The sequence below is a fragment of the Paenibacillus sp. FSL R10-2199 genome, from assembly GCF_038000235.1.
Taxonomy (GTDB): Bacteria; Bacillota; Bacilli; order Paenibacillales; family Paenibacillaceae; genus Paenibacillus_AQ; species Paenibacillus_AQ phytohabitans.
In genome coordinates, this window is sequence record NZ_JBBOBO010000001.1 from 4231225 (window position 1) to 4253380 (window position 22156).

Annotated in this window: 19 protein-coding genes; 12 read left to right on the top strand and 7 right to left on the bottom strand. The window is 52.5% G+C overall.

The genetic code is table 11. From position 1 onward, the window contains the following. Positions 1-131 precede the first annotated feature (131 nt). Together NYE33_RS18210 and NYE33_RS18215 are read right to left on the bottom strand one after the other, a co-directional pair. Positions 132-1241, bottom strand: a complete 1110-nt coding sequence (locus NYE33_RS18210) for an MFS transporter (protein WP_341066878.1) — start codon at positions 1239-1241, stop codon at positions 132-134. 2 nt (positions 1242-1243) lie between these two features. Then, positions 1244-1753, bottom strand: a complete 510-nt coding sequence (locus tag NYE33_RS18215; protein ID WP_341066879.1) for a YbaK/EbsC family protein — start codon at positions 1751-1753, stop codon at positions 1244-1246. Between the two features lie 155 nt (positions 1754-1908). Between NYE33_RS18215 and NYE33_RS18220 the strand changes: the two genes are divergently transcribed. Beyond that, positions 1909-2553, top strand: a complete 645-nt coding sequence (locus NYE33_RS18220; protein ID WP_340986387.1) for a DUF1796 family putative cysteine peptidase — start codon at positions 1909-1911, stop codon at positions 2551-2553. A gap of 148 nt (positions 2554-2701) precedes the next feature. On the opposite strand, the gene NYE33_RS18225 is transcribed toward NYE33_RS18220, so the two are convergent. Further along, positions 2702-3145, bottom strand: a complete 444-nt coding sequence (locus NYE33_RS18225; protein WP_039293985.1) for a MarR family winged helix-turn-helix transcriptional regulator — start codon at positions 3143-3145, stop codon at positions 2702-2704. Positions 3146-3319: 174 nt separating this feature from the next. Between NYE33_RS18225 and NYE33_RS18230 the strand changes: the two genes are divergently transcribed. From NYE33_RS18230 to NYE33_RS18240, 3 genes are all read left to right on the top strand, one after another. Continuing rightward, a complete protein-coding gene (locus NYE33_RS18230; protein ID WP_341066880.1) occupies positions 3320-4774 on the top strand; it encodes an MFS transporter in 1455 nt (484 codons plus the stop codon). Between the two features lie 316 nt (positions 4775-5090). Continuing rightward, the gene (locus NYE33_RS18235; RefSeq protein ID WP_341066881.1) at positions 5091-5537 is read left to right on the top strand and encodes a carboxymuconolactone decarboxylase family protein; all 447 of its coding nucleotides are present in this window, start codon (positions 5091-5093) and stop codon (positions 5535-5537) included. Between the two features lie 42 nt (positions 5538-5579). Beyond that, positions 5580-6542, top strand: coding sequence for a sigma-70 family RNA polymerase sigma factor (locus NYE33_RS18240; RefSeq protein WP_371916265.1), 963 nt, complete (start codon positions 5580-5582; stop codon positions 6540-6542). A gap of 119 nt (positions 6543-6661) precedes the next feature. On the opposite strand, the gene NYE33_RS18245 is transcribed toward NYE33_RS18240, so the two are convergent. Then, positions 6662-8017: a PFL family protein gene (locus NYE33_RS18245; RefSeq protein WP_269323278.1), complete on the bottom strand. Its 1356-nt coding sequence runs from the start codon at positions 8015-8017 to the stop codon at positions 6662-6664. A 33-nt stretch (positions 8018-8050) separates the two neighbouring features. Continuing rightward, positions 8051-8320, bottom strand: a complete 270-nt coding sequence (locus tag NYE33_RS18250) for an ACT domain-containing protein (RefSeq protein WP_039293974.1) — start codon at positions 8318-8320, stop codon at positions 8051-8053. A gap of 246 nt (positions 8321-8566) precedes the next feature. On the opposite strand from NYE33_RS18250, the gene NYE33_RS18255 reads away from it, so the two are divergent. From NYE33_RS18255 to NYE33_RS18270, 4 genes are all read left to right on the top strand, one after another. Continuing rightward, the gene (locus NYE33_RS18255; RefSeq protein ID WP_042138478.1) at positions 8567-10201 is read left to right on the top strand and encodes a GGDEF domain-containing response regulator; all 1635 of its coding nucleotides are present in this window, start codon (positions 8567-8569) and stop codon (positions 10199-10201) included. Positions 10202-10249: 48 nt separating this feature from the next. Further along, positions 10250-10621: a response regulator gene (locus tag NYE33_RS18260; RefSeq protein WP_042138476.1), complete on the top strand. Its 372-nt coding sequence runs from the start codon at positions 10250-10252 to the stop codon at positions 10619-10621. Further along, entirely contained in the window at positions 10608-13871 is a 3264-nt protein-coding gene (locus NYE33_RS18265) for an ATP-binding protein (protein ID WP_341066882.1), read from the top strand. The genes NYE33_RS18260 and NYE33_RS18265 overlap by 14 nt, the downstream gene beginning before the upstream one ends. Positions 13872-14093: 222 nt before the next feature. Further along, positions 14094-15068, top strand: a complete 975-nt coding sequence (locus tag NYE33_RS18270) for an aldo/keto reductase (RefSeq protein ID WP_341066884.1) — start codon at positions 14094-14096, stop codon at positions 15066-15068. Between the two features lie 126 nt (positions 15069-15194). On the opposite strand, the gene NYE33_RS18275 is transcribed toward NYE33_RS18270, so the two are convergent. Next, positions 15195-15899 (bottom strand): DUF421 domain-containing protein, encoded by a 705-nt coding sequence (locus NYE33_RS18275; RefSeq protein WP_341066886.1) that lies wholly within the window; start codon positions 15897-15899, stop codon positions 15195-15197. Between the two features lie 199 nt (positions 15900-16098). On the opposite strand from NYE33_RS18275, the gene lspA reads away from it, so the two are divergent. The 4 genes from lspA (at position 16099) to NYE33_RS18295 (ending at position 21027) form a co-directional block, all read left to right on the top strand. Then, positions 16099-16575, top strand: coding sequence for a signal peptidase II (gene lspA, locus NYE33_RS18280; RefSeq protein ID WP_341066887.1), 477 nt, complete (start codon positions 16099-16101; stop codon positions 16573-16575). A gap of 238 nt (positions 16576-16813) precedes the next feature. Continuing rightward, complete coding sequence (locus tag NYE33_RS18285) at positions 16814-18685, top strand: assimilatory sulfite reductase (NADPH) flavoprotein subunit (RefSeq protein ID WP_076243397.1); 1872 nt, start codon at positions 16814-16816, stop codon at positions 18683-18685. A gap of 84 nt (positions 18686-18769) precedes the next feature. Continuing rightward, positions 18770-20485, top strand: coding sequence for an assimilatory sulfite reductase (NADPH) hemoprotein subunit (gene cysI, locus NYE33_RS18290; RefSeq protein WP_076243295.1), 1716 nt, complete (start codon positions 18770-18772; stop codon positions 20483-20485). A 224-nt stretch (positions 20486-20709) separates the two neighbouring features. Next, on the top strand, positions 20710-21027 hold the full coding sequence (locus NYE33_RS18295) for a hypothetical protein (protein ID WP_231575170.1): 318 nt from the start codon (positions 20710-20712) through the stop codon (positions 21025-21027). 15 nt (positions 21028-21042) lie between these two features. Here NYE33_RS18295 and NYE33_RS18300 read toward each other — a convergent pair whose 3' ends face one another. Next, positions 21043-22122: a glycosyltransferase WbsX family protein gene (locus NYE33_RS18300; RefSeq protein WP_341066888.1), complete on the bottom strand. Its 1080-nt coding sequence runs from the start codon at positions 22120-22122 to the stop codon at positions 21043-21045. Between the last annotated feature and the right edge of the window lie 34 nt (positions 22123-22156).

The following is a 22156-nucleotide window of genomic DNA, read 5'->3' on the forward strand; positions in this document are numbered from 1 at the left end:
TAAGGGGAATGAAAAAAATCTGGAGAGCACAGCGATTGGAACAACGGTCCGTTCGCGCAGCGTCCACCCAAGTGCTCACGTTGATCTTACTCCAAAATAAATAGCTGTCCAAGGATAAGCCTGTGGCTTCCTCAGGCAGATTTGCCGATCTCAGCAGCGAGTCCATGCTCCGCCCGATTCGCCCGGGTGGAGCGATAGCTGAGCCATGCTCCGCACAGGGCCAGAACGGCAAGGCCCGAGGCCAGCCACGGAATCGTGGCGATTCCCAGTGTGTTGATGGTCACCCCGCCGAGATAAGCACCGGCGGCATTGCCCAGATTCAGCGCCGAGTGGCTGGAGGTGGTGGCCAGCAGCGGTGCTTTATGTGCCAGATTCATGATCCGCAGCTGAATGCCGGGCATTATTCCGAATGCGGCGATCCCCCAGAGAAAGACGTTGGCAACGGCAAGGACCGGATGATGCAGCGTCAGCGGGAATAATGCGATAATGCCGGCCAGCACGGCGAAGTTGACGATCAGGGAAGGCATCAGCTTCCAGTCGGCCAGCTTGCCGCCGGCGATATTGCCAAGGGTAACGCCAACTCCGAACAATACCAGAATCCAGGTGACACTATGCTCGGCGAAGCCGGTGATGTCTTCAAGAATTGGCGTGATATAGGTGAACAAAGCGAACAGGCTTCCGCAGCCCAGCGCTCCCGTAAGCAGAATCAGCAGTACCTTGGGATTCATCAGCCCGCGCACCTGCTCGGCAAGATTGGCTGTCTGCTCCTGAATAATGACAGGAATGAAGCGGATAATCCCAAAGAGAGAGATAATGCCCAGCACGGTGATGGCGCCGAAGGAAGCCCTCCAGCCGAGCTGCTGCCCGAGGAAGGTTCCGTGGGCGAAGGCGGTCAATACCCGGGCAATAATCAGCAGCGGATAGGTAGGCGCTATAACGGATACGGCGTTGCCGAAGATGAAAATACCCATGAGGATGACGAGCAGCTTTTTCTGCGGCAGCCGGTGGGTGAAGACAGTCAGCACAGGCGCTCCGATGGCTACGCCTAGCGCATAGCTTGTAATCAGCTGGCCGGCCTGGGAGATGGTTACGCCGAGATCACTGGCGACATTGGGCAGCAGCCCCATGATGATGAATTCGGTCATGCCGATGGCGAAGGCGCCAAGTGTAAGGACCAGCAGGGATAACGGGAAACGTTCCTTGCCGGGTGAAGGTACAGATTTAGTTGCAGCGTGTTTCATAATCAGGTGTTGTCTCCGATCTGAGATGGTGTAGGTTCTTCCTTCCAGCCTTTGCAGACATCGACCCATGCCCGGCTTCCGGAGTATTCGGCAAGTTCAGCGCAGGTTAGTTCAATGGCGGAATTGGTGCTGCCGCAGGCCGGGAAAAGCGTGCTGAACCGCTTCATGGATTCATCCAGATATACATCCAGCGGACGGACCAGCCCGAAGGGACAAACCCCGCCGATCTCATGTCCGGTCTGTTCGAAGACTTCATCCGGACTTAGCATCCGTGCCTTGAACCCGAAGGTCTCGCGGAATTTCCTGTTGTCAATCTTGGCATCTCCAGCCGCAACGATGAGTATGGCATCTTCCTGTGCACCGCGGAAGGAGAGGGTTTTGGCAATTCTGGCCGGAATGACGCCAATCACAGCGGCTGCCATCTCTACAGTAGCGCTGGAGGCAGCAAACTCCTGTACATCCTGCTCGCGGGAGAATTTACGAAAATGTTCTTTAACAGTGGCAATCGACATGATCTTGGCATCCTTTCTGAAATTACATGGTTTTCATATTGGGTTACATTCTAACCTGTTTCACCAGACTCTGCAAAACATTCCTCATCTATGATCCAAACATTTCAATTACCGGCGGCATTTAATATAGAAATAAGGGTGAGAGGTGAGCGCGGATGAAATTTGAGGAAATCAGGGGAGGATATGATTGCATTGTCAGTCTGGGAAGCTCATGCGAGCCTGCAGCCCATTTGCGCCGCAGAGGCCTCCGGGTATTTTCTTCGCCGCTGGACTGGGTGGTGTCGTTATCGCTTACGGATGTGAACCGGCTGCTGGGCCAGCGTTTCTCGGGGTATATGGAGCTTCCGAATATGGGTGTGATCGATGGCAATGATGTGTTTGTGGACAATGAAGTCGTCCAGCCGGTCAAATCCTATTTTGTGAAGGACTTTCATTATAATGTAATTTCAGTGCATGACTTTCCGGTGCTGGAGGGGCTGGAGTGGAGCCACGTCTACCCGGATTTCAAGCAAAAAATTAATATGCGTTCCCAGCGCCTGCTGGACACCCTGCTGATGAGCCGGAAGGCGCTGTTTATCCGCTGGGGGAGCACGTATGAGGAAGCCTGTGAGCTTCAGACAGTGCTGCGCACCTTAACCGGCGGGGATTTCCATATTCTGATTGTAAACGGTGTCGATGGACTGGAGTCCGTGCTCGACCGTGACTGGCCGCTGCCCGGTATTGCGTCTCTGGGAATTCCGAACCGTGCGGGGGATGCGGAGAGCTGGGATTATATTCTGGACGGTATATATCTGCTGTAGGGATTATAAGCAGACTATAATATAAGCGAACAGCAGAGCAGCGGCTCCCTAGAAGACGGGAGAACCGCTGCTCTGCTGTGTTTTACGGATAATAACATCCTATTTAACCTGAGCTGGATAACTTGCACAGCCGCTAGAGAAGCTGCTGTCAATTCTGCCCGTTCAGCAGCTCTGAATTCCGCGTGACCTTATGGAGCAAAGTAATCAGAGTGTCGATTTCTTCCCCGGTTAGATCTGCAGACAGCTTGCGGTTGAAATCATTTAACAGTGACTGGAATACCGGGGCGAATTCGAGTGCTTTGGCCGTCGGGTACAGCAGGGAGGAGCGGCGGTCCTTGGGATCGGTCCGGCGTTCGATATATCCCGAGGCCTCCAGATGTTTCACGGAGCGGGCGGTGGTGGCTTTATCACATTTTATTTCACTGGTCATCTGATCCTGTGTAATCCCCGGGTGGCTCAGGATCAGCTTAAGGAAGCTATGCTGCCCTCCGCTGCCGATACCATAGGGCAACAGCTCTTTGGCCAGGATTTTTTGATTCTGGCGGTGAAGATGGGAGATCAGCTTGCCGATCGGTTCTTTGTTTGAAGTCACAGGCGGACACCTCTTCAGGGGATAATGACGTCTTCCGGATAACCTGGAATATCGTCTGCCTCAAATACTACAACAATATGGTTGCGTGCGCAACTAATTTGCAGTACACTGGGATTGGCTGTTTTGTTGCGCATGCAACTAGTTTTGAAATATGACGCAAGAGGGTGTTTGCAGATGAGCAGTATAGGTGCTACATACCAGGAGGATGCAGTGATTCAGAGGAAACGCTGGATTATTCTGATCGTCCTGAATTTATTTACATTTATGTCAACACTGGACGGAAGTATTGTGAATATTGCGCTGCCGGTGCTGGTGAAGGAGCTGCAGCTGCCGGTTGCTCAAGTAGAATGGGTGACTACCGGATATTTGATGGCCATCTGCACTGTCATCCTGTTCTTCGGGAAGCTGGGCGATATTGCCGGGAAGATCAGGATTTTTAAATTAGGCATGATTATATTCACCGCCGGCTCCCTGCTCTGCGGTCTAAGCCACAGTCTGCCGCTGCTGATTGCGGCGCGCGTGGTTCAGGCGGTCGGCGCTTCGATGACTATGGCGAACAGCCAGGGGATTGTTACGGATATTTTCCCGTCCACCGAACGGGGCAAGGCATTGGGACTGATCGGAACCTTCGTATCACTGGGCAGTATAGCCGGGCCAAGTCTCGGGGGGATCATTGTTTCCACTATGGGCTGGGAATATATTTTCTGGGTAAATGTTCCGATTGGTCTGATTGCGATTGTGCTCGGCTGGAAGGTGCTGCCGAAGGATCTGGTCCGGGTGAAGTCCAGAATCGATCTTCCCGGCAGCATGCTGTTTGCTGTCTTTATTATTACTTTATTCGCCGGACTGCTGCTTGGCCAGCAGCTTGGGTATAGGGATAACCGGATTCTGGCCTCCCTGATCGCGGCTGCTATAACCTTTATTGCTTTTGTGATGGTGGAGCTGCGCCGCAAGCAGCCGCTGCTCCAGCTGTCGCTGTTTAAGAATCCGCTGTTCTCACTGAGTATTTTATGTGCATTTCTGGTATTTGTCTCCAACTTCTGCTTCAACATTATCGCGCCGTTCTATGCGCAGAATATGCTGAATATGTCGCCCTTCAGTGCAGGCTTCCTGCTGATGCTCTTTCCGATCTCGATGGTCATTGTCGCGCCGCTTAGCGGGGCGTTGTCCGATAAGATTGGTTCAGAGCTGCTGACCTTTGCCGGGCTGATTGTTATGGTCATTGCCCAGTTCGGGCTGGCCCGGCTGCATGAAGGCAGTCCGGTTCTGCTGGTCGGCGTATGGATTGCCATGCTCGGAATCGGCAGCGGTTTGTTCGGCTCGCCGAACAATTCACTTGTGATGTCGACCGTGCCGCGTACCCAGCTTGGCTCCGCAGGCAGTGTGAATTCGCTGGTCCGCAATGTAGGGATGGTCGTGGGAATCACTGTTGCTACGTCCATCCTGTTCAACGTGATGAGCAGCAGGGCAGGCTACCGGGTGACCGGACTGATTGAAGGACGACCGGATATTTTCCTCTCGGGGATGCATGTTGTCTTCATGACCTCGTCTTCCATCTGTCTGTTATCGGCGCTGCTGACAGGCTGGCGGCTGTTCTCGTCCCGCAGGGCTAAGAGATTGAACGCGTGAAGCTGACTACTCCTTTTTAGAATCCTGCACAAAATACAACATTTCCCTCATAATCTCGGCCATAATCCATAATTGTTGTACAAATAACAGCAATTTTCTTCTTCCAAACTGCTTAGCGCGATAATTCCTGTATTTTCTGCAACAATCCTACCAAACACACAGATTTCTATGTGTCTAAGTTGCAATATGTACAACATTAATGCTATTTAGATTGAACTTGTCCGGGTGTAATCCAAAATAACATTTAGATATCTGTCACAAACTCCGGCCCCATCTTGTCTACAGTAATGTAGAACATTAATGGAGGCGATTGGACATGAGTCTGAGAATGAATTATCGTGAGGTTAACGCGCCGGCTTTCCGGGCAATGATGACACTGGAGCAGCATGCAGGAAGCCGCAGCAAGGATAAAGTACTGTATGAACTGGTCAAAATACGGGTCTCCCAAATTAACGGCTGTGCGTTCTGTCTGGATATGCATGCCAAGGATCTGATGAAGCTGGGCAACTATGCCGATCATATTCTGCTGCTGAGTGTCTGGCGTGAAGCGCCGATATTCACTGATAAAGAACGGGTGCTGCTGGAATTCGCCGAGCATGTAACCCAGATCAGCCAGGCAGGTGTTCCGCCGGAGCTGTATCACAAGGTACTGGAGCATTTCAGCGAAGAGGAACTGGTAGACTGGATTATGGCGATCAATACGATCAACAGCTGGAACCGGATTGCCATTACCACGGGGATGTTCCCCGGATGCTTCAACTGAGCTTGAATTAAGATAGCCGTAAGGGTGAAGGAGGGGCAGCGCGTGGAGGTCCGGGATAAAGAAGGCATAGAGGCTGAGAGTCCGTCTGCGGAGAGTTTAGGTATGGAGGAGCTGTATCAGAATTATAAAGGTTATGCATTCTCCATTGCCTACCGGATGTTAGGTGTGGTTGCGGATGCGGAGGATGCTGTTCAGGATACGTTTGCTGAGCTCCAGCGCCGGGACCGGAGCGGTATCCAGAATATCAAAGCCTATGTGGCCAAGGGCGTAACCAACCGCTGCCTGAATATGCTGAATTCTGCGCGGAGCCGGAGAGAGACCTATATCGGAGAGTGGCTGCCGGAGCCGGTCAGCACAGGGTATGATGGTCCGGAAGCGGAGGCGGAGCGGAAGGATAGCCTATCGTATGCTTTTCTGGTGCTGCTGGAACGTCTGGCGCCAACGGAGCGGGCCGTATTTGTGCTGCGTGAGGCATTCCAGTACGACTACGAGGAAATTGCCGGGATGGTGGGCAAGACGGAGAGCAACTGCCGGCAGATCTTCAGCCGGGCGAAGCGCACACTGCAGGCGGAGCGTGCGGCTACATCGCCTTCCCCTTCTCCCGGTTACGGAGCTGTCAAAGAGAATCTGCTGCGGAGCTTCACTGCCGCATTCACCTCTTATGATGTCGGCGGCATGCTGAAGCTGCTGGGGGAACATCCTGTGCTGGTTGCTGACGGCGGCGGACAGGAAGTGCATACGATTCTCCGGCCGATGACCGGCCGCAAAGGCGTGCTGGCGCTGCTGACCTCACGCAGGGTGATGCATTATCTGCGGGAATGGGAACAGCATTATGGAATAGTCAATGGCGAGCCAGGCCTGATCTTCACCCATCAGGGGGAGATCAAAGGAGTGATCTGTCTGATTCCGGACCGGAGCGGCGAGCAGATCCAGAACATCTACCTAATGATGGACCCGGCCAAAATGAGCCGTATTACAGTTCATCCGGAGACGCCGCGGAGTTAATCCGGGGGCAGAACATAAAGACCCGTTATCCATCCCTGCCGGGAGAGGTAACGGGTCTTTATGTTCTTAAGTTCTTAAGGGCGGTGCTCAATCAGCCGTCCTGTCTCTATTAGGGTGTACTAGTTCTTGAAGCTGTGGATCGGCGCCGGAATACGTCCGCCGCGGTTAACGAAGCCTGCACAATTGAACGGGTTGACCGCCATGACCGGTGCATAACCCAGCAGGCCGCCGAACTCAACCATTTCGCCGACTTCCTTGCCGATAACCGGAATGACGCGGACCGCGGTTGTCTTGTTATTGACCATGCCGATCGCCGCTTCATCGGCGATGATACCCGAGATGGTCTCCTTGCTGGTGCTGCCCGGAATGGCAATCATGTCGAGGCCGACGGAGCACACGCAAGTCATTGCTTCGAGCTTCTCCAGCGTCAGTGCACCGCGCTGAACAGCCTGGATCATGCCGTGGTCTTCACTGACCGGGATGAACGCGCCGCTTAAGCCGCCGACATAGGAGGAGGCCATGACCCCGCCTTTTTTGACATTGTCGTTAAGAATGGCCAGCGCAGCCGTAGTGCCGGGAGCTCCAGCTTCTTCAAGACCCATGACCTGAAAGATCTCGGCGATGGAGTCGCCGATTTCAGGTGTAGGAGCCAGCGACAGATCGATGATGCCGAAGGGCACATTCAGCCGTTTGGAGGCTTCCTGGGCAACGAGCTGCCCGACGCGGGTAACCTTGAAGGCGGTACGCTTAATGGTCTCGCACAGCGTCTCGAAGTCCTGTCCCTTCACCTCTTCCAGCGCCCGCTTGATTACGCCGGGACCGCTGACGCCTACATTAATGACACATTCCCGTTCGCCGACACCGTGGAAGGCTCCGGCCATGAACGGGTTATCCTCAACGGCGTTACAGAAGACGACCAGCTTGGCGCAGCCGATGGAATCGCGGTCTTTGGTGCGCTGTGCAGTCTGGATGATAATATCGCCCATCAGCTTCACGGCGTCCATGTTGATGCCGCTGCGCGAGGAGCCGACATTCACGGAGGAGCATACACGTTCCGTCACCGCCAGCGCTTCCGGGATGCTGTCGATCAGAATCCGGTCGCCTTTGGTGCAGCCTTTCTGAACCAGTGCGGAGTAACCGCCGATAAAGTTGACGCCAACCTCCTTGGCCGCCTTGTCGAGAATCTGTGCTACAGGAACATAAGTATCGGTATGTACGGCGCCGGCGGCGATTGAGATCGGAGTAACAGAAATACGTTTGTTCACGATCGGCACGCCGAATTGACGCTCCAGATCCTCACCCGTCTTCACGAGCTTTTCGGCGGAACGGGTAATTTTGTCATACACATTGCGGTTAAAGATCTTCATATCCGTATGCGCGCAGTCCATCAGACTGATGCCCATGGTAATCGTACGCACGTCCAGGTTCATTTCCCGGATCATTTTATTGGTTTCCTGCACTTCTCCAATTGAGATCATAGTATGGTTGTTCCTCTCTTTGCCGACCGGCTAGATCCGGTGCATAATATTGAAGATATCTTCATGCTGAAGCTTGATTTCCACGCCGATGTCTTCACCGACATGCTGCAGATCCCGTGCGATTTCTTCAAAGGATTTGCTTGGGGCGGAAATGTCCACAATCATCATCATATTGAAATAGTCCTGCACAATCGTCTGGGAAATATCCAGAATATTCAGATTGTGTTCTGCGAGGTATGTACATACTTTGGCAATAATTCCGACTTTGTCTTTTCCCAGTACCGTAATAATCCCCTTCAATTGAAAGCCTCCTATTATAGATTACTCTGTTTTCTCCGCCCGCTGCCGCTTTAACGGAATGAACGGTTTCAATTATTATGTCAAATGAATAGAAGGTTATCAACCAAAGCTTTTTTGTAGGGCTGATCAGAGATTTGAGCTTGCAATTCGACAAAAACAGATTAAAATTGACACCGCCTTAAAAATATGATTAATTGAAGGTTTGAATGAACTATTGATATGAAGGAACGAACTGAAGGAGCTATTATGACAACGAGAAAATATAAAGAGCTGGTTGAACAGCGAACCAGACAAACCTTGCAGAAGTGGTCGCAGCAGCCGGCAGTTGAGGAAAGGGATATCTATCGCTTTCTGCATAATTTAAAAGGCACTTCCGGGACAGTGGGCCTTGACGCGGTGGAGGCGTTCTCCGGCAATTCTCTGCTCTATTTCTCGGATGATAACCATAGAAGCTGGACGGAAGCCGAGTGGGGGGACTATTTATATCCGCTGCTGGAGCTGTTTGATGAGCCTGAAATTACAGGTGCAGTGCCTCCCCAGATTCCGGGAATTGCGTTGTCCCATGGCAGCACCCACCAGCAGTACGAAATTCTGGTCATTGACGATGATGTGGAGCTGGTGGCTTTTTTGCGCGAGTCGCTGGAGAAGCAGTCATACTATGTAAGCATTGCCCTGTCCGCTGAACGCGGACTTAAGATTTTTTATGAGACCAAGCCGGATTTAATTCTGCTGGATATTCTGCTGCCGGACCGCAGCGGGATTGATGTGCTCAACCAGATTATCGGCAAAGCCAAAAAAGAGCGGATTCCGATCATTATCATCAGCGGTGAACACTCCAAGGAAGTCCAGAAATATGCCTATTCGCTCGGTGTGATGGATTACATCCGGAAGCCGGTGGATATCGACCTGTTCCTGGTGCTGATCAAGAACCGGTTTGAACTGAAAAAAGAATGGCAGGAGTCCATCATTGTAGATGAGCTGACGGGTGCTTTTAACCGGAAATATTTCAATCAGACCCTGAAGATGCTCTCATCTGACTTCAGACGGACGGGCCGGACGTTCTCGCTCGCGCTGCTGGATCTGGATTACTTTAAGCATGTCAACGATACGTATGGTCATCTTGTGGGGGACGAGGTCCTGCAGACTTTTTCGGAGCTGGTCAGAGATTCAATTCGTACGGAAGATACACTGTGCCGCTACGGGGGAGAGGAATTCGCCCTGTTCATGCCAAATACCTCTGCGGACTCAGCGCTGCTTGTCATTGAACGGATTCAGGAGAAATTCGCTTCCAGGGAATTCTGTGCCAAACGGGAAAACTTCCATGTTACCTTCTCCTGCGGCATTACAGAGATAAGCGAACGGCAGCAGGATACCGATAAACTAATTGACGAGGCAGACCAGGCTTTGTATTCCAGCAAGTATAGCGGACGAAACCAGACAACCTTGTACAGCGAGGGAATGTTAACGGGCCAGAGGGAAACGGTACTCAATGTAATTATTGTTGATGATGATCCGCTGATCCGCAGAATTATTACCGGCAATTTCGCCTCCTGGGAGCCGGGGAATATCGCCGGAATGAAAGTGAACAGTTATGCCGACGGCGAGCTTTTTCTGAAATCGGACTGGTATGTTCCGGAGGAGAAGTACATTATTCTGCTGGACGGGGTGATGCCCGGCCTCGACGGGCTTGAGGTTCTGGAGAAGATCCGCAGCGGCTATCCTGAAGTGAACATCCTGGTGATTATGCTGACAGGCCGCAATAATCAGCGCGATATTATCCATGCCCTGCAGCTGGGGGCGGACGATTATGTGATTAAGCCGTTTCATGTGCCGGAGCTGCTGTCCCGGATTGAGCGCCTGGCCCACAGATTCTTGTTCTAATAGCAATGTATCCAGCCGTGGATGAACTGAAAGTGAGAGTGAGTGTTTATGCAAAAAATACTGATTGTGGACGACGAAGATGTACTGCGCATGCTGATTGAAGATACGCTGGAGGATCTGGAGGACGTAGAGATTCATACCGCCGAGAATGGGGTTGAGGCGCTAACGCGGCTTACTTCAGACCCCTATGATCTCGTGATTCTGGACTATATGATGCCGGAAATGACCGGAATTGAAGTGCTCGGTGAGCTGAATGAAGAGCTGAAGAACAAGACCCCTATTATGATGCTGACAGCCAAAGCACAGGAAATGGACCGTAACAGGGCGAGGGAAGCCGGAGCGCGTTATTTCATGCCTAAACCGTTCAGCCCGATGGAGCTGCTGCAGATCGTGGAGGGCATTCTTAGTGAGAAACCATAAGCTTGCGGATGTGAGCATCAAAACCAAGTATTTCCGGATTATCTTTATCCTGTTTATTGCAATTATGTTATCTGGTATCGGCCTGTTCTTCTACATCAATAACCAGCAGGACAAGCTGAAGCATGACCGCGGTGTATTGCAGCATAAGACTGAGACCATCAATGAGCTGGCGGCGACGCTGAATGATGTCTTTTTCCGGGCCAGAGGTTATGTTGCCCTCAAAAGCGACGGTGAGCTTAAGCTGCTGAATGCTGCACTCACGGGCCTTGACGGAATTCTGGAGCAATATTCGGCTCTGAATCTGTCGCCTGAAGAAGCGCAATACCGGGATGATCTGAAGTTATTCTATGAGCAGTACAAAACCAAGACCCTTCCTGAAGCGATCCGGCTGGTGGAGAACGATGATTATACCGGTATCCGCAATCTCTCTCAAGGCGGCAGCACCCAGGCTCTGAATGAATTTCTGGCCTATACCAAAGAATTCAAAACAAGCTCGGACAGCAAGCTGAACGCCATGGCTTCTCAGTCCATCAGGCAGGCGGATACCTTCACATTTATCGCCTTCGGGCTCAGCGCTGTACTGCTGTTATTCTTCACCCTGATGATCTGGCGGATGCTTAGAGTGGTGCTTGATCCGATTGTTAAGCTGGAAGAAGCAACGAATTCGCTGGCGGCAGGCGAGGCTGTTCTGCTCGGTAAGCTGCATAAGCATGATGAGATCGGCCGCCTTTATGAGGCCTTCCTTAATATGGCCCGGAGTATCCAGGATAAAGAAGAAGAGCTGATGATGCAGAATGAAGAGCTGCATGCCCAGCAGGATGAGCTGCAGGATCAGCAGTTCAAGCTGGAGCGTTCACTCAGCGAAATCGAAAGTATGATGAAGGCGCTGAACCAGACCTCCGCCGTAGCCATTCTGTCCAGCAAGGGCGTATTCACATATGCCAATGATAACATTAGCGTCTACACCGGCTACAAGAACGCCGAGATTGTCGGATACACCTTCCGTTTGTTTGAGCTGCATAATATTTCGGATACTTCGATGGAGCAGATTATACGCAAGCTGTCGACTGGCGGTGTATGGAGCGATGAGTCGCAGATTGTGGCAAAAGATGGTTCTGCTGTCTGGCTCCAGCTGACGGTCATGCCGTATCTGAATGATGAGGGTCAGATTTACCAGTACATTCTGATTGCCAACAACATTACCTCCATGAAGAGTGTCCAGCAGGAGCTGGCTGAGACGCTTAAAAGCACGGAGCAGACCACCATCATGCTGGAGCTTAACAACCAGCTCAATCATGAAATTACCTACACGCTGGACAAGCAGGAATTTGCCGAGAAATTCAGCAGGTTCATGAACCGGCTGTACTCGTTCGACAGCAGTCTTTTTCTGCTGGTCAAAGATAAGATATCGGTGGTCAAAGGGGTTCCGCAGGAGAATGTGGAGCGCTATATTGATGCAAACAACAAAGATATGTTATACCGGATGAGCACGGAGAAGTCCTATATTGTGAAACGGACCGGAGTCCCGAGAGAGCAGGGGATCTCCGCCAAAGAAGTTTACTGCTATGATTTCTATACAACTGTAGTCAATGCCGAGGATGAGATCCTGGCGATCTTCTGCGGTACACGAATCGGGCATTCCTTCACCGAAGAGGAAATCAGCGAAATTCAAGGGATGATGAACCGGGTGGCGCTGGCCATCGAGCGTTTGTTCATGTATGAGGAAATCGAGAATGGCCGCAAGCTGAACCGGGATATTGTCAACAATGTCAATGAAGGCATCCAGTTCGTCAACACGGAAGGCGTCATCCAGCACATCAACAAGGCTCTCAGCCAATTGTTCGACTATGATGAATGGACCGAGGGGATGCTGATTCCCAAAGAGCGCTGGATGGACCACTTCATAGAGCGCGTTAATGAATCGGAAGAGATGGGGCAGTTCTATCAGAAAGCGATGTCCTTGCACTCCGTGGATTCCAGCACGATGAAGTATTCCCTGGGCAAGGAAGCGATGAAGCATGTCGACGTCTATGCGATTCCCGTGTTCCGCCGCGAAGCGCGGGTGGGAACTCTGTTTGTACACCGGGATATCACCCGTGAATACGAGCTGGATCTGATGAAGTCGGAGCTGGTCAGTACCGTCAGCCATGAGCTGCGGACACCGCTGTCCAGTGTTCTGGGCTTCACCGAGCTGCTGTTATCCAAGACAATGAAGCCGGAGAAGCAGCTGAAATATCTGGAAACGATTCATAAGGAAGCCAAACGTCTGACCGAGCTGATCAATGATTTCCTTGACCTGCAGCGCATGGAATCCGGCACACAGCTGTACAATGCAGAGCCGGTCAATCTCAGCGAGACCGTTCTAAGTGTAATTGACCAGTACAAGCTTAGCGGTACCCACCATATCCTTCTGGAGGATGAGGCGCTGAACGCCGAGGTCGAGGTGGATAAGGACAAGATTATCCAGGTGCTGACCAACCTGCTGAGCAACGCCATCAAGTTCTCTCCAGGCAGCAATGAGATTAAGGTAACGCTGCATAATGAGCGGGATTCGGTTATGGTCCGGATTCAGGACCATGGACTCGGGATTCCGAAGAATCAGATCGGACAGCTGTTCCAGAAATTCCGCCGGGTGGATAACAGTGCATCCAAGCGGATTGGCGGAACGGGTCTCGGACTTGCGATCTGCAAGGAGATCATTGAGAAGCAGAAGGGGATGATCGGAATTGATTCGGTTGAAGGCGAAGGCACCACGGTGTGGTTCAGCCTGCCGGTCCTCCATGCGGAGAGCAGCCGTCATGAAGAGGAGCCGCATAAATGGAGTGCCGACAAGGAGCAGAAGCCAAATGTGATGATCGTCGAGGACGATTACAGCCTGTCCCTGCTGCTCTCTGAGGAGCTTAAGGGCAAAGGCTTCAGAGTGACTCACCACTATCATCCGCAAAAAGCATTTGATCAGGCGGTGAAGACGCCTTTTGTAGCTATCGTCGTGGATCTGATGCTCGGCGAAGAGCTGGACGGCTGGGATCTGATCCGTATGCTGAAGAATGATCCCCGCACGGAGAATGTGCCGATTGTCATCTCCTCGGCGCTGGATAAGGAAGATAAGAGCATGATGGATAAAGTGCAGAAATATCTGACCAAACCGTATCCGCCGGGCGAGCTGTCGAATACCTTGCAGGATATTGTGCAAATCGAGCTGAAGACGGGTGAGGTTCTTTTCCCGGACAGCGGGGGAACTGAGCAGTAGGCGTATAATAGAGAACATAGTTATATAGAGTGAATGCAATCTTAAGCTGATTATATATATTCATTGAACAAGTCCTTCTTCGCGGAGGGCTTATTTTTTGTCCGGCCCAGTCATACTGCATTTTGAAGTTTGTTCAACAAAAAGCTTGCCTTAGAGCCTACTCTAAGGATTATATTAGACCCGATGCAGACAACCTAACCGAAATGAATGGGAGGAAATGCGATGAAGTACAGCTATTTGGGTAAATCCGGTTTGAAGGTCAGTCAATTATGTCTGGGCACGATGAATTTCGGGCCGGAAACCGAGGAGAAGGAAGCGTTCAGGATTATGGATGCCGCATTGGATGCGGGAATCAATTTCTTCGATACGGCCAATGTGTACGGCGGCCAGGACCGCCGCGGCTGGACCGAGGAAATTATCGGCCGCTGGTTTCAGCAGGGGGACGGACGGCGCGAGAAGGTTGTGCTGGCCACCAAGGTGTACAATGACATGTTCGACGAGCAGGACGGACCCAATTCCGGCTCCGGCTTGTCCGCTTATAAGATCAGACGGCATTTCGAAGGCTCATTGAAACGTCTGCAGACGGATCATATTGAGCTTTACCAGATGCATCATATTGACCGGAATGTATCCTGGGAAGAGCTGTGGGGCGCATTTGAAATTCTTGTCTCCCAGGGCAAAGCTGATTATATCGGCTCCAGCAATTTCGCCGGCTGGCATATCGCCGCTGCGCAGGCTAAGGCCAAAGAACGCCATTTCCTCGGCCTTGTGTCCGAGCAGCATTTGTATAACCTGCTGGAACGGACACCGGAGCTTGAAGTGCTGCCGGCATCCAAGGAGCTGGGGCTGGGCGTCATTCCATGGAGTCCGCTGGCCGGAGGCTTGCTCGGCCGCAACGCCTTGTCCAAGACGGGTGTGCGCAGCGCCCGCTCGGCCAAGCTGGAGCAGCACCGCAGCCAGCTGGAGCAATTCTCCGCGCTCTGCAAGGAGCTTGGCGAGCATGAGGATCAGGTTGCTCTGGCCTGGGTACTCGCCAATCCGGCTGTAACAGCGCCGATTATCGGGCCGCGTACGATAGAGCAGTTCGAGGATTCGCTGCGTGTTACGGAGATTGTACTGGAAGAAGCTGTGCTGAATAAGCTGGACGAGATTTTCCCCGGACCGGGCAAGCCGGCACCGGAAGCTTATGCCTGGTAAGATTGTAATTGCCATAATTCAATACAAATTCAAGTTATTAAAGTAAAAAGGGCCGGACTATCCTTTGGGAGGTAGTCCGGCCCTTTTTTGTTAAAGTCTTTTCACTGTTTGGGTCTAAGAAGCTGTTCAGAATTCACCGGGTTTTGCCTGATGCGTGGCGGCTTCGATGACGCACAGCTCCCCTTCTTCATTCAGTTCGGCATAAGCCACTGACGTAAGCTCAGGATAACCCTTCTTCCGCAGCTCCTGCAGCAGCCAGCTTTCGTGTTTCCCGAGACTCTCAAGCGCCGGACGCTGAATGCTGCCGGATTCAACGAGGCATTGCGGAAGACAAACTCCCTTCGCTTCAATATCCAGGTCTTCCCGGGTTACCGGTTCATATTGCGGCTTCTTCAGAATGCTGAGCGAGCCGTTCGTTTCATAGATTGCATAAGCGACCTCATTGATAGAAAAGGTGTCCTTCGCCCGCAGCATCATCCGGAGCTGCTCGAAGTCCAGATTGTTCTTGCGCAGCTTATGGAGATCAATGGCACCATCCCGGATGAGAATCTCCGGCTCCCCCTCCAGCGGCTTGCGCAGCTTGCTGACATGTTGGGTAATCTTCTCGAAGGTGATGGACAGTACCGTCCAGACGGCTAGCGCAAACAGCAGCTTCAGTACCGAATGATCCTTCTCGTAAATCGTGTCACCGACCAGATCGCCTAGAATAACTGCAGAAATGAAGTCAAAAGGCGTCAGGGCGGAAATCTCTTTCTTGCCCAGCAATCGGGTCATTGCCCATAGTCCGATAAAACCGGCGATCAGCTTAACCAATATCGATCCGTACTCCATTGGCTACCACCCTCCAGATATGAATGAATCTAAGAGTGTTTAACCAATGCACCATATCGTGTAACAAGCAACTTCTGGCCGGGACAGCGGCCTGTCCGCTGGAGCTGGCAGGATGATTCCCGGCTCCGACCTGTGATAGACTAGAAGGTGAGAAGTGAAATCATTCTGATGATATCACAGGGGGATGAGGTGGCGGCAAATGCTTTTTTATCTGATTTCCATATTGGTAGTGCTGGTTGACCAAGCCGCCAAATGGCTGGTCCGCACTCATATGGAGCTTGGGGAGAGGATTCCCTTCTGGAGTCCGCACCTGCAGTTCGTCTATTATGAGAATAGCGGGGCAGCCTTCAGCTCCTTTCAGGGCTACGGAAAGTATTTCTCCATAATCGCTGTTGTTTTTGTAGCGGCAGTGTTCTATTACCGGCGTCAGGGCAAGATTCGCGGGCCTTTGCTTGAGGCAGCCAGCGGGTTTCTGGTCGGCGGAGCGCTCGGCAATGCGATTGACCGTGTGGTCTACCATCAGGTAACGGACTTTCTAGTGTTCGGTAACCGCGGGGGGATTCTCAATCTGGCGGATCTGGCGATTAATGCCGGGGCAATTCTGATTGCAGTCTACCTGCTGGTCGACCACTTTGGACACAAAGCTGCCCGGTCAGGGGAAGAAAAGCGGTCCTAAGGCTATTCCGGTTTATCATTTTATCTAATACAAGTTATCATTATTTGTAATGAACCCGCCTAAATCAGAGCTTTTTACTATGATTTAGACGGGTTTTGTGTGTTTTTTACCTTTATTATGCTTTGCGACCATAAAATGCCTGTTATCTGCTTCGTTGATCGTTTCTTATTAATGTGTTAGCCTGAATTCATGATGTTAAGAGGATAGAAGATTGCACGTTAAGGAGAGGTCGATATTGTTGCAATTACAAGTTACGAACAGTCCCTTTAATGAGAGCCAGGCTGAGCTTCTGAACCGGCTGCTGCCGACGCTGACCCATTCGCAGCAGGTATGGTTAAGCGGTTATTTATCCGCGTTGTCTCTGCTGGGAGACACCGGTCAAGCAGGCCCGGCGGTGCTCCCCCTTGCTGCTGAAGCGGCAGCAGGAGTGTTAATGTCCACAGCCACAATACCACAGCCGGAGGTATCCCGTGAGGTGACCGTATTGTTCGGCTCCCAGACCGGCAACTGCCAGCGGCTGGCGGCGAGCCTCTCGCGCAAGCTGGAAGAGCAGGGCTTCAAGGTTACGGTTGCCGCAATGAACAGCTTCAAGCCGAATGGACTGAAGAAGATTGAGAATCTGCTGCTGCTGGTCAGCACCCATGGTGAAGGCGAACCGCCGGATAATGCCCGCGCCTTCCATGAATTTCTCTACAGTAAAAGAGCCCCGCAGCTTCCGCAGCTGCGTTACTCGGTACTTGCACTCGGCGACACTTCCTATGAATTCTTCTGCCAGACCGGGAAAGATTTCGATCAGAAGCTGGAAGAGCTGGGCGCACAGCGCTTAACGCCGCGTGCGGACTGCGATCTCGATTATGATGAGCCTGTGGCCGAATGGTTCGGGCATGTTATCCGCTCGCTAAGCGGTTCCGGTTCGCAGCAGGCTGCGGCGATCGCGGATGATGCTGTACTGGCAGCCGAGAGCGCAGAATCGCTGGAATCGGCATATTCACGGAATCATCCGTTCCATGCCGAGGTGCTGGAGAATCTGAATCTGAACGGACGCGGCTCAGACCGTGAGACCCGCCATCTCGAGCTGTCGCTGGCCGGTTCGAATATTACATTTGAGCCGGGTGATTCGCTCGGAGTCTATCCGGAGAACCACCCGCAGCTTGTGCAGGAGATCATTGCTGCCATGGGCTGGGAGGCGGGTGAATCCGTTCCCCTGAACAAGAAGGGGGAAGAGGGCACGCTGCATGAAGCATTGCTGCGGCATTATGAAATTACCGTACTGACGAAACCGCTGCTGGAGCAGGCAGCCAAGCTGAACTCTGCGCCTGCCCTGCAGGAGCTGCTGTCCCCGGACCGGCAGCAGGAGCTGAAGAATTACATCCATGGGCGTGATCTGCTGGACTTGATTCAGGATTTCGCACCATGGGAAGTTCCGGCCCGCAGCTTCGTGACGATTCTGCGCAAGCTGCCGGCAAGATTGTATTCCATTGCCAGCAGCTACAATGCCAACCCGGATGAAGTGCACTTCACGGTACGGGCTGTGCGCTATGAGTCGCATGGACGTGAACGCTACGGGGTCTGCTCCGTACATTGTGCGGAACGTGCAGAGCCGGGAGCTACACTGCCGGTCTACATCCAGAGCAATCCGAACTTCAAGCTTCCGGCAAATCCGGATACGCCAGTGATCATGATCGGACCAGGCACTGGAGTCGCCCCGTTCCGCTCCTTCCTGGAGGAACGGGAAGAGCAGGGGGCACAGGGCAAGTCATGGCTGTTCTACGGCGACCGGCATTTCGTCACAGACTTCCTCTACCAGACGGATTGGCAGAGAATGCTGAAGGACGGTGTGCTTAGCAGGCTGGACGTTGCCTTCTCACGCGATACGGACGAGAAAGTTTACGTACAGCACCGCATTCTGGAGAAGAGCCGGGAGCTGTACACCTGGCTGCAGGAGGGTGCACATGTCTATGTATGCGGAGACGAGAAGCATATGGCCCATGATGTACACGCAGCGCTGGTTACAGTAATCCAGCAGGAAGGCGGACTGAGCCCGGAAGGGGCAGCCGCTTATCTGGAGACTCTGCAGCAGGAGCAGCGTTATCAGCGTGATGTCTATTAAACGATATTCAGTGGAGGGATCTCCGCTGGGCTTACGATACAATTCTTGAAGAGCGCGAGGCAATGCGGAAGGAGAGGATCAATAGTGGCAAACAATGAACCAGCGGTGAAGCCGATTGGCGGACCCCCGAGTGATGTAGAACATATTAAGCTGGAGAGCAATTATCTGCGGGGTGCGCTTGTCGAAACCCTCAGCAACCCGATCACCGGAGGGCTGCCGGAGGATGACAACCGCCTGCTGAAATTCCACGGCAGTTATATGCAGGATGACCGGGATTTGCGCAGTGAGCGTGAACGCTCCAAGCTGGAGCCTGCTTACCAGTTCATGCTGCGTGTTGTAGCGCCAGGCGGAGTGGCGACACCGGCGCAATGGCTCGTAATGGACGATCTGGCCCAGAAATACGGCAACGGCACACTGCGAATTACAACAAGACAGGCTTTTCAAATGCACGGTGTACTCAAGTGGAATCTGAAAAAGACGATCAAGGGAATTAATGATACGCTGATGACTACGCTCGCAGCCTGCGGTGACGTCAACCGCAATGTCATGAGCGGCCCCAATCCGTATCAGTCGGAGGTTCATGCCGAGGTAAACGAGTGGGCCAGAAAAATCAGTGACCACTTAGCCCCGCGCACCGCGGCTTACCATGAAATCTGGCTGGATGGCGAGAAGGTAGTGGACAGCAAGGTCGTTGAACCGATTTACGGGCCTGTGTACCTGCCCCGCAAGTTCAAGATCGGCCTGGCTGTGCCGCCCTCCAACGATGTAGATGTATTCTCCCAGGACCTGGGCTTCATTGCCATTCTGGAAGACGGGAAGCTGGCCGGCTTCAATGTCTCGGTCGGCGGCGGTATGGGGATGACGCATGGTGATACCAGCACATATCCGCAGCTGGGACGGATTATCGGCTTCTGCCGTCCGGAGCAGATGATTGATCTGGCGGAGAAGACCGTCACCATTCAGCGCGACTACGGCAACCGTTCGGTCCGCAAGAACGCCCGCTTTAAGTACACGATCGACCGCCACGGTCTGGACTGGTTCACGGGCGAGCTGCATGAGCGGCTGGGCTGGACGCTTGAGCCGGCACGTGAATATCATTTCGACCACAACGGCGACCGCTACGGCTGGGTGAAAGGCTTCGACGGCAAATGGAATTTGACGCTGTATATCCAGAGCGGACGGATTCAGGATGTCCCGGGGTATCCGCTGATGACAGGCCTGCGGGAGATCGCCAAGATTCACGGCGGGGATTTCCGCCTGACGCCGAATCAGAATCTGATCATTGCCGGAGTCAGCCATGCGAAGAAACGCAAGGTAGCCGAGCTTGCCAAGCATTACGGGCTGACCGACGGAGCTCATCATTCCGCGCTGCGCAGAAGCGCTATGTCCTGCGTGGCGCTGCCGACCTGCGGTCTTGCGATGGCGGAGGCTGAGCGATATCTGCCGCTTCTGCTCGATAAGCTGGAAGTCATCATTGATGAAGCCGGCCTGCGTAATGAAGAGATCATCATCCGCATGACCGGTTGCCCGAATGGCTGCGCCCGTCCTGCGCTTGGCGAGATTTCGTTCATCGGCAAAGGCCCGGGCAGATACAATCTGTATCTGGGTGCCGGCTTTACCGGAGACCGGCTGAACAAGCTGTACAAGGAGAACATTGACGAGAAGGAGATTCTGGACACTCTCGGTCCGATCATTCACCGTTATGCCAAAGAACGCAGTACCGGTGAGCATTTCGGAGACTTTGTGATCCGCAGCGGATATGTCAAAGCCGTTACTTCGGGGCTTAACTTCCACGACTAATTTTCCAAATAATAAAAGAACCTGTTCCCTAATGACATAGGGACAGGTTCTTTTATTATTTATATGAAATGTATGGTTGTACCATACCCATCTACTGATTATCACATATAGTATAGTATCACCAATTGAAAGGAATGATAGCCTTGCCAACCTTCGACAGCATACTTGTCACAGGGAATCAGACAATTCAGCAGGACCTGCAGGTCAATGGAAATCAAACAATAATGGGAGCCTTAAACATTGTAGGCAATGAAACAGTTTCGGGAGATATGCAGATCAACGGCAACCAGTCCATTGTCAACAGCCTGGCAACCGGCGGAGATGTCGATGCAGGCGGAAATGTGCTGGCGGTAGGCCGGCTGTCAGCCAGTAACCAGCCCTCCTTACCAGCAGGCGTGGCAGTAATCCAGCAGGTCAGACATTATTTCCTGCCTGTGCCGAATCAGCCGGGTCTGGTGCTAAAGGGCACAGATGGTCTGGATTATGTTGTTTTTATCGATGTCAGCAGCGGGACACCGAGCCTGGCTATTCATCTGGCGTAGTGTAATACAGTCTGCCTAGCTGCGGGAATTTATATAAGGAAGGCTCCCCGTCTGCTCCAGCGCTTTCTTGACCTCTTCTAGATAGCGGAAGCGATGCTGCTGGTCCGGCTCCAGAAACGCGCCTTCAGCCCATTCATTCCATGCATTAATGAAGAGGAATTCACTCTGATACAGGGTTCTGGCTCTCTCGATCTGCTTCGCTAGATACCATCCGAACTTGTGCGGCGAAGCCCCTATACAGCTCTGTCCCCTTTTGCCAAGCCGCGGGGTGTTATCCCAGTTCACGTAGGCTCCCGGAAATATTTTACCTCCGTTCCGGTGGGGTGACCGGCTTAGGATTGACAGCCAGACCTGGTCATAGTCGAAGACGAGATGCTCCTGACCGTCGATAATCATGTAATTCCACAGACGTTCTGTATTGCCGTGGGCAAAGGTGTAATGCGGCTCGAATTCCACATTGGCATCGAAGCCGCCCTGGCCCGGAATTTCGAAGCCGCCCAGTGTGCGGACAAAATAAATCCCGTCCAGGCCATTCTGCAACGCGAGTGTATTCCAGAAATACAGCATCTCTTCGCAGCGGGGAATATTTCCCGGTCTGTATATGATGAATAACGGTTTGTTGCCGATGCGGATATAACGCTTATCCCTAAAGGCGCCCAGCAGCTCATGAAAGTGATTCTCCCAATCCTGTTCATCTCCATAATCCTGGCGGATCAGCACCTCATGCTCTCCGCCGTCCCATTTGCGGGTCCAGGATTCATTAGCCCAGGAGAGGCAGAACGGAAAGTCCGGCTCGCCGGACTTCATAATCTGCTTCAAGGGCTGCTCCAGAAGCGGCTTGCCTCTGAACCAGTAATGGTAGTAGCAGAACCCATAGATGCCGTAGGATTTGGCTACTTCTGCCTGCCAGTTTCTCGCTGCAGCGTCCGTCAGGTCATAATAATACTGTTCAAGCGGTTCCTTGGGCTGCTGATGTCCTGAGTAGAGCGGAACAGCTTTCCTGGTGTTGGTCCATTCTGTGAAGCCTTCCCCCCACCACAGGCTGTTCTCGGGAATCACATGAAATTGCGGCAATAAAAAAGCGATGAGCTTCAATCCACCTACCTCCCAATTCTGCTGCAGGTAATCA

Coding starts and splice junctions, on each gene's coding strand:
- NYE33_RS18210 (WP_341066878.1), bottom strand. CDS start 1,241: ATGAAACACGCTGCAACTAAATCTGTACCTTCACCCGGCAAGGAACGT.
- NYE33_RS18215 (WP_341066879.1), bottom strand. CDS start 1,753: ATGTCGATTGCCACTGTTAAAGAACATTTTCGTAAATTCTCCCGCGAG.
- NYE33_RS18220 (WP_340986387.1), top strand. CDS start 1,909: ATGAAATTTGAGGAAATCAGGGGAGGATATGATTGCATTGTCAGTCTG.
- NYE33_RS18230 (WP_341066880.1), top strand. CDS start 3,320: ATGAGCAGTATAGGTGCTACATACCAGGAGGATGCAGTGATTCAGAGG.
- NYE33_RS18235 (WP_341066881.1), top strand. CDS start 5,091: ATGAGTCTGAGAATGAATTATCGTGAGGTTAACGCGCCGGCTTTCCGG.
- NYE33_RS18255 (WP_042138478.1), top strand. CDS start 8,567: ATGACAACGAGAAAATATAAAGAGCTGGTTGAACAGCGAACCAGACAA.
- NYE33_RS18260 (WP_042138476.1), top strand. CDS start 10,250: ATGCAAAAAATACTGATTGTGGACGACGAAGATGTACTGCGCATGCTG.
- NYE33_RS18270 (WP_341066884.1), top strand. CDS start 14,094: ATGAAGTACAGCTATTTGGGTAAATCCGGTTTGAAGGTCAGTCAATTA.
- NYE33_RS18275 (WP_341066886.1), bottom strand. CDS start 15,899: ATGGAGTACGGATCGATATTGGTTAAGCTGATCGCCGGTTTTATCGGA.
- lspA (WP_341066887.1), top strand. CDS start 16,099: ATGCTTTTTTATCTGATTTCCATATTGGTAGTGCTGGTTGACCAAGCC.
- NYE33_RS18295 (WP_231575170.1), top strand. CDS start 20,710: ATGGGAGCCTTAAACATTGTAGGCAATGAAACAGTTTCGGGAGATATG.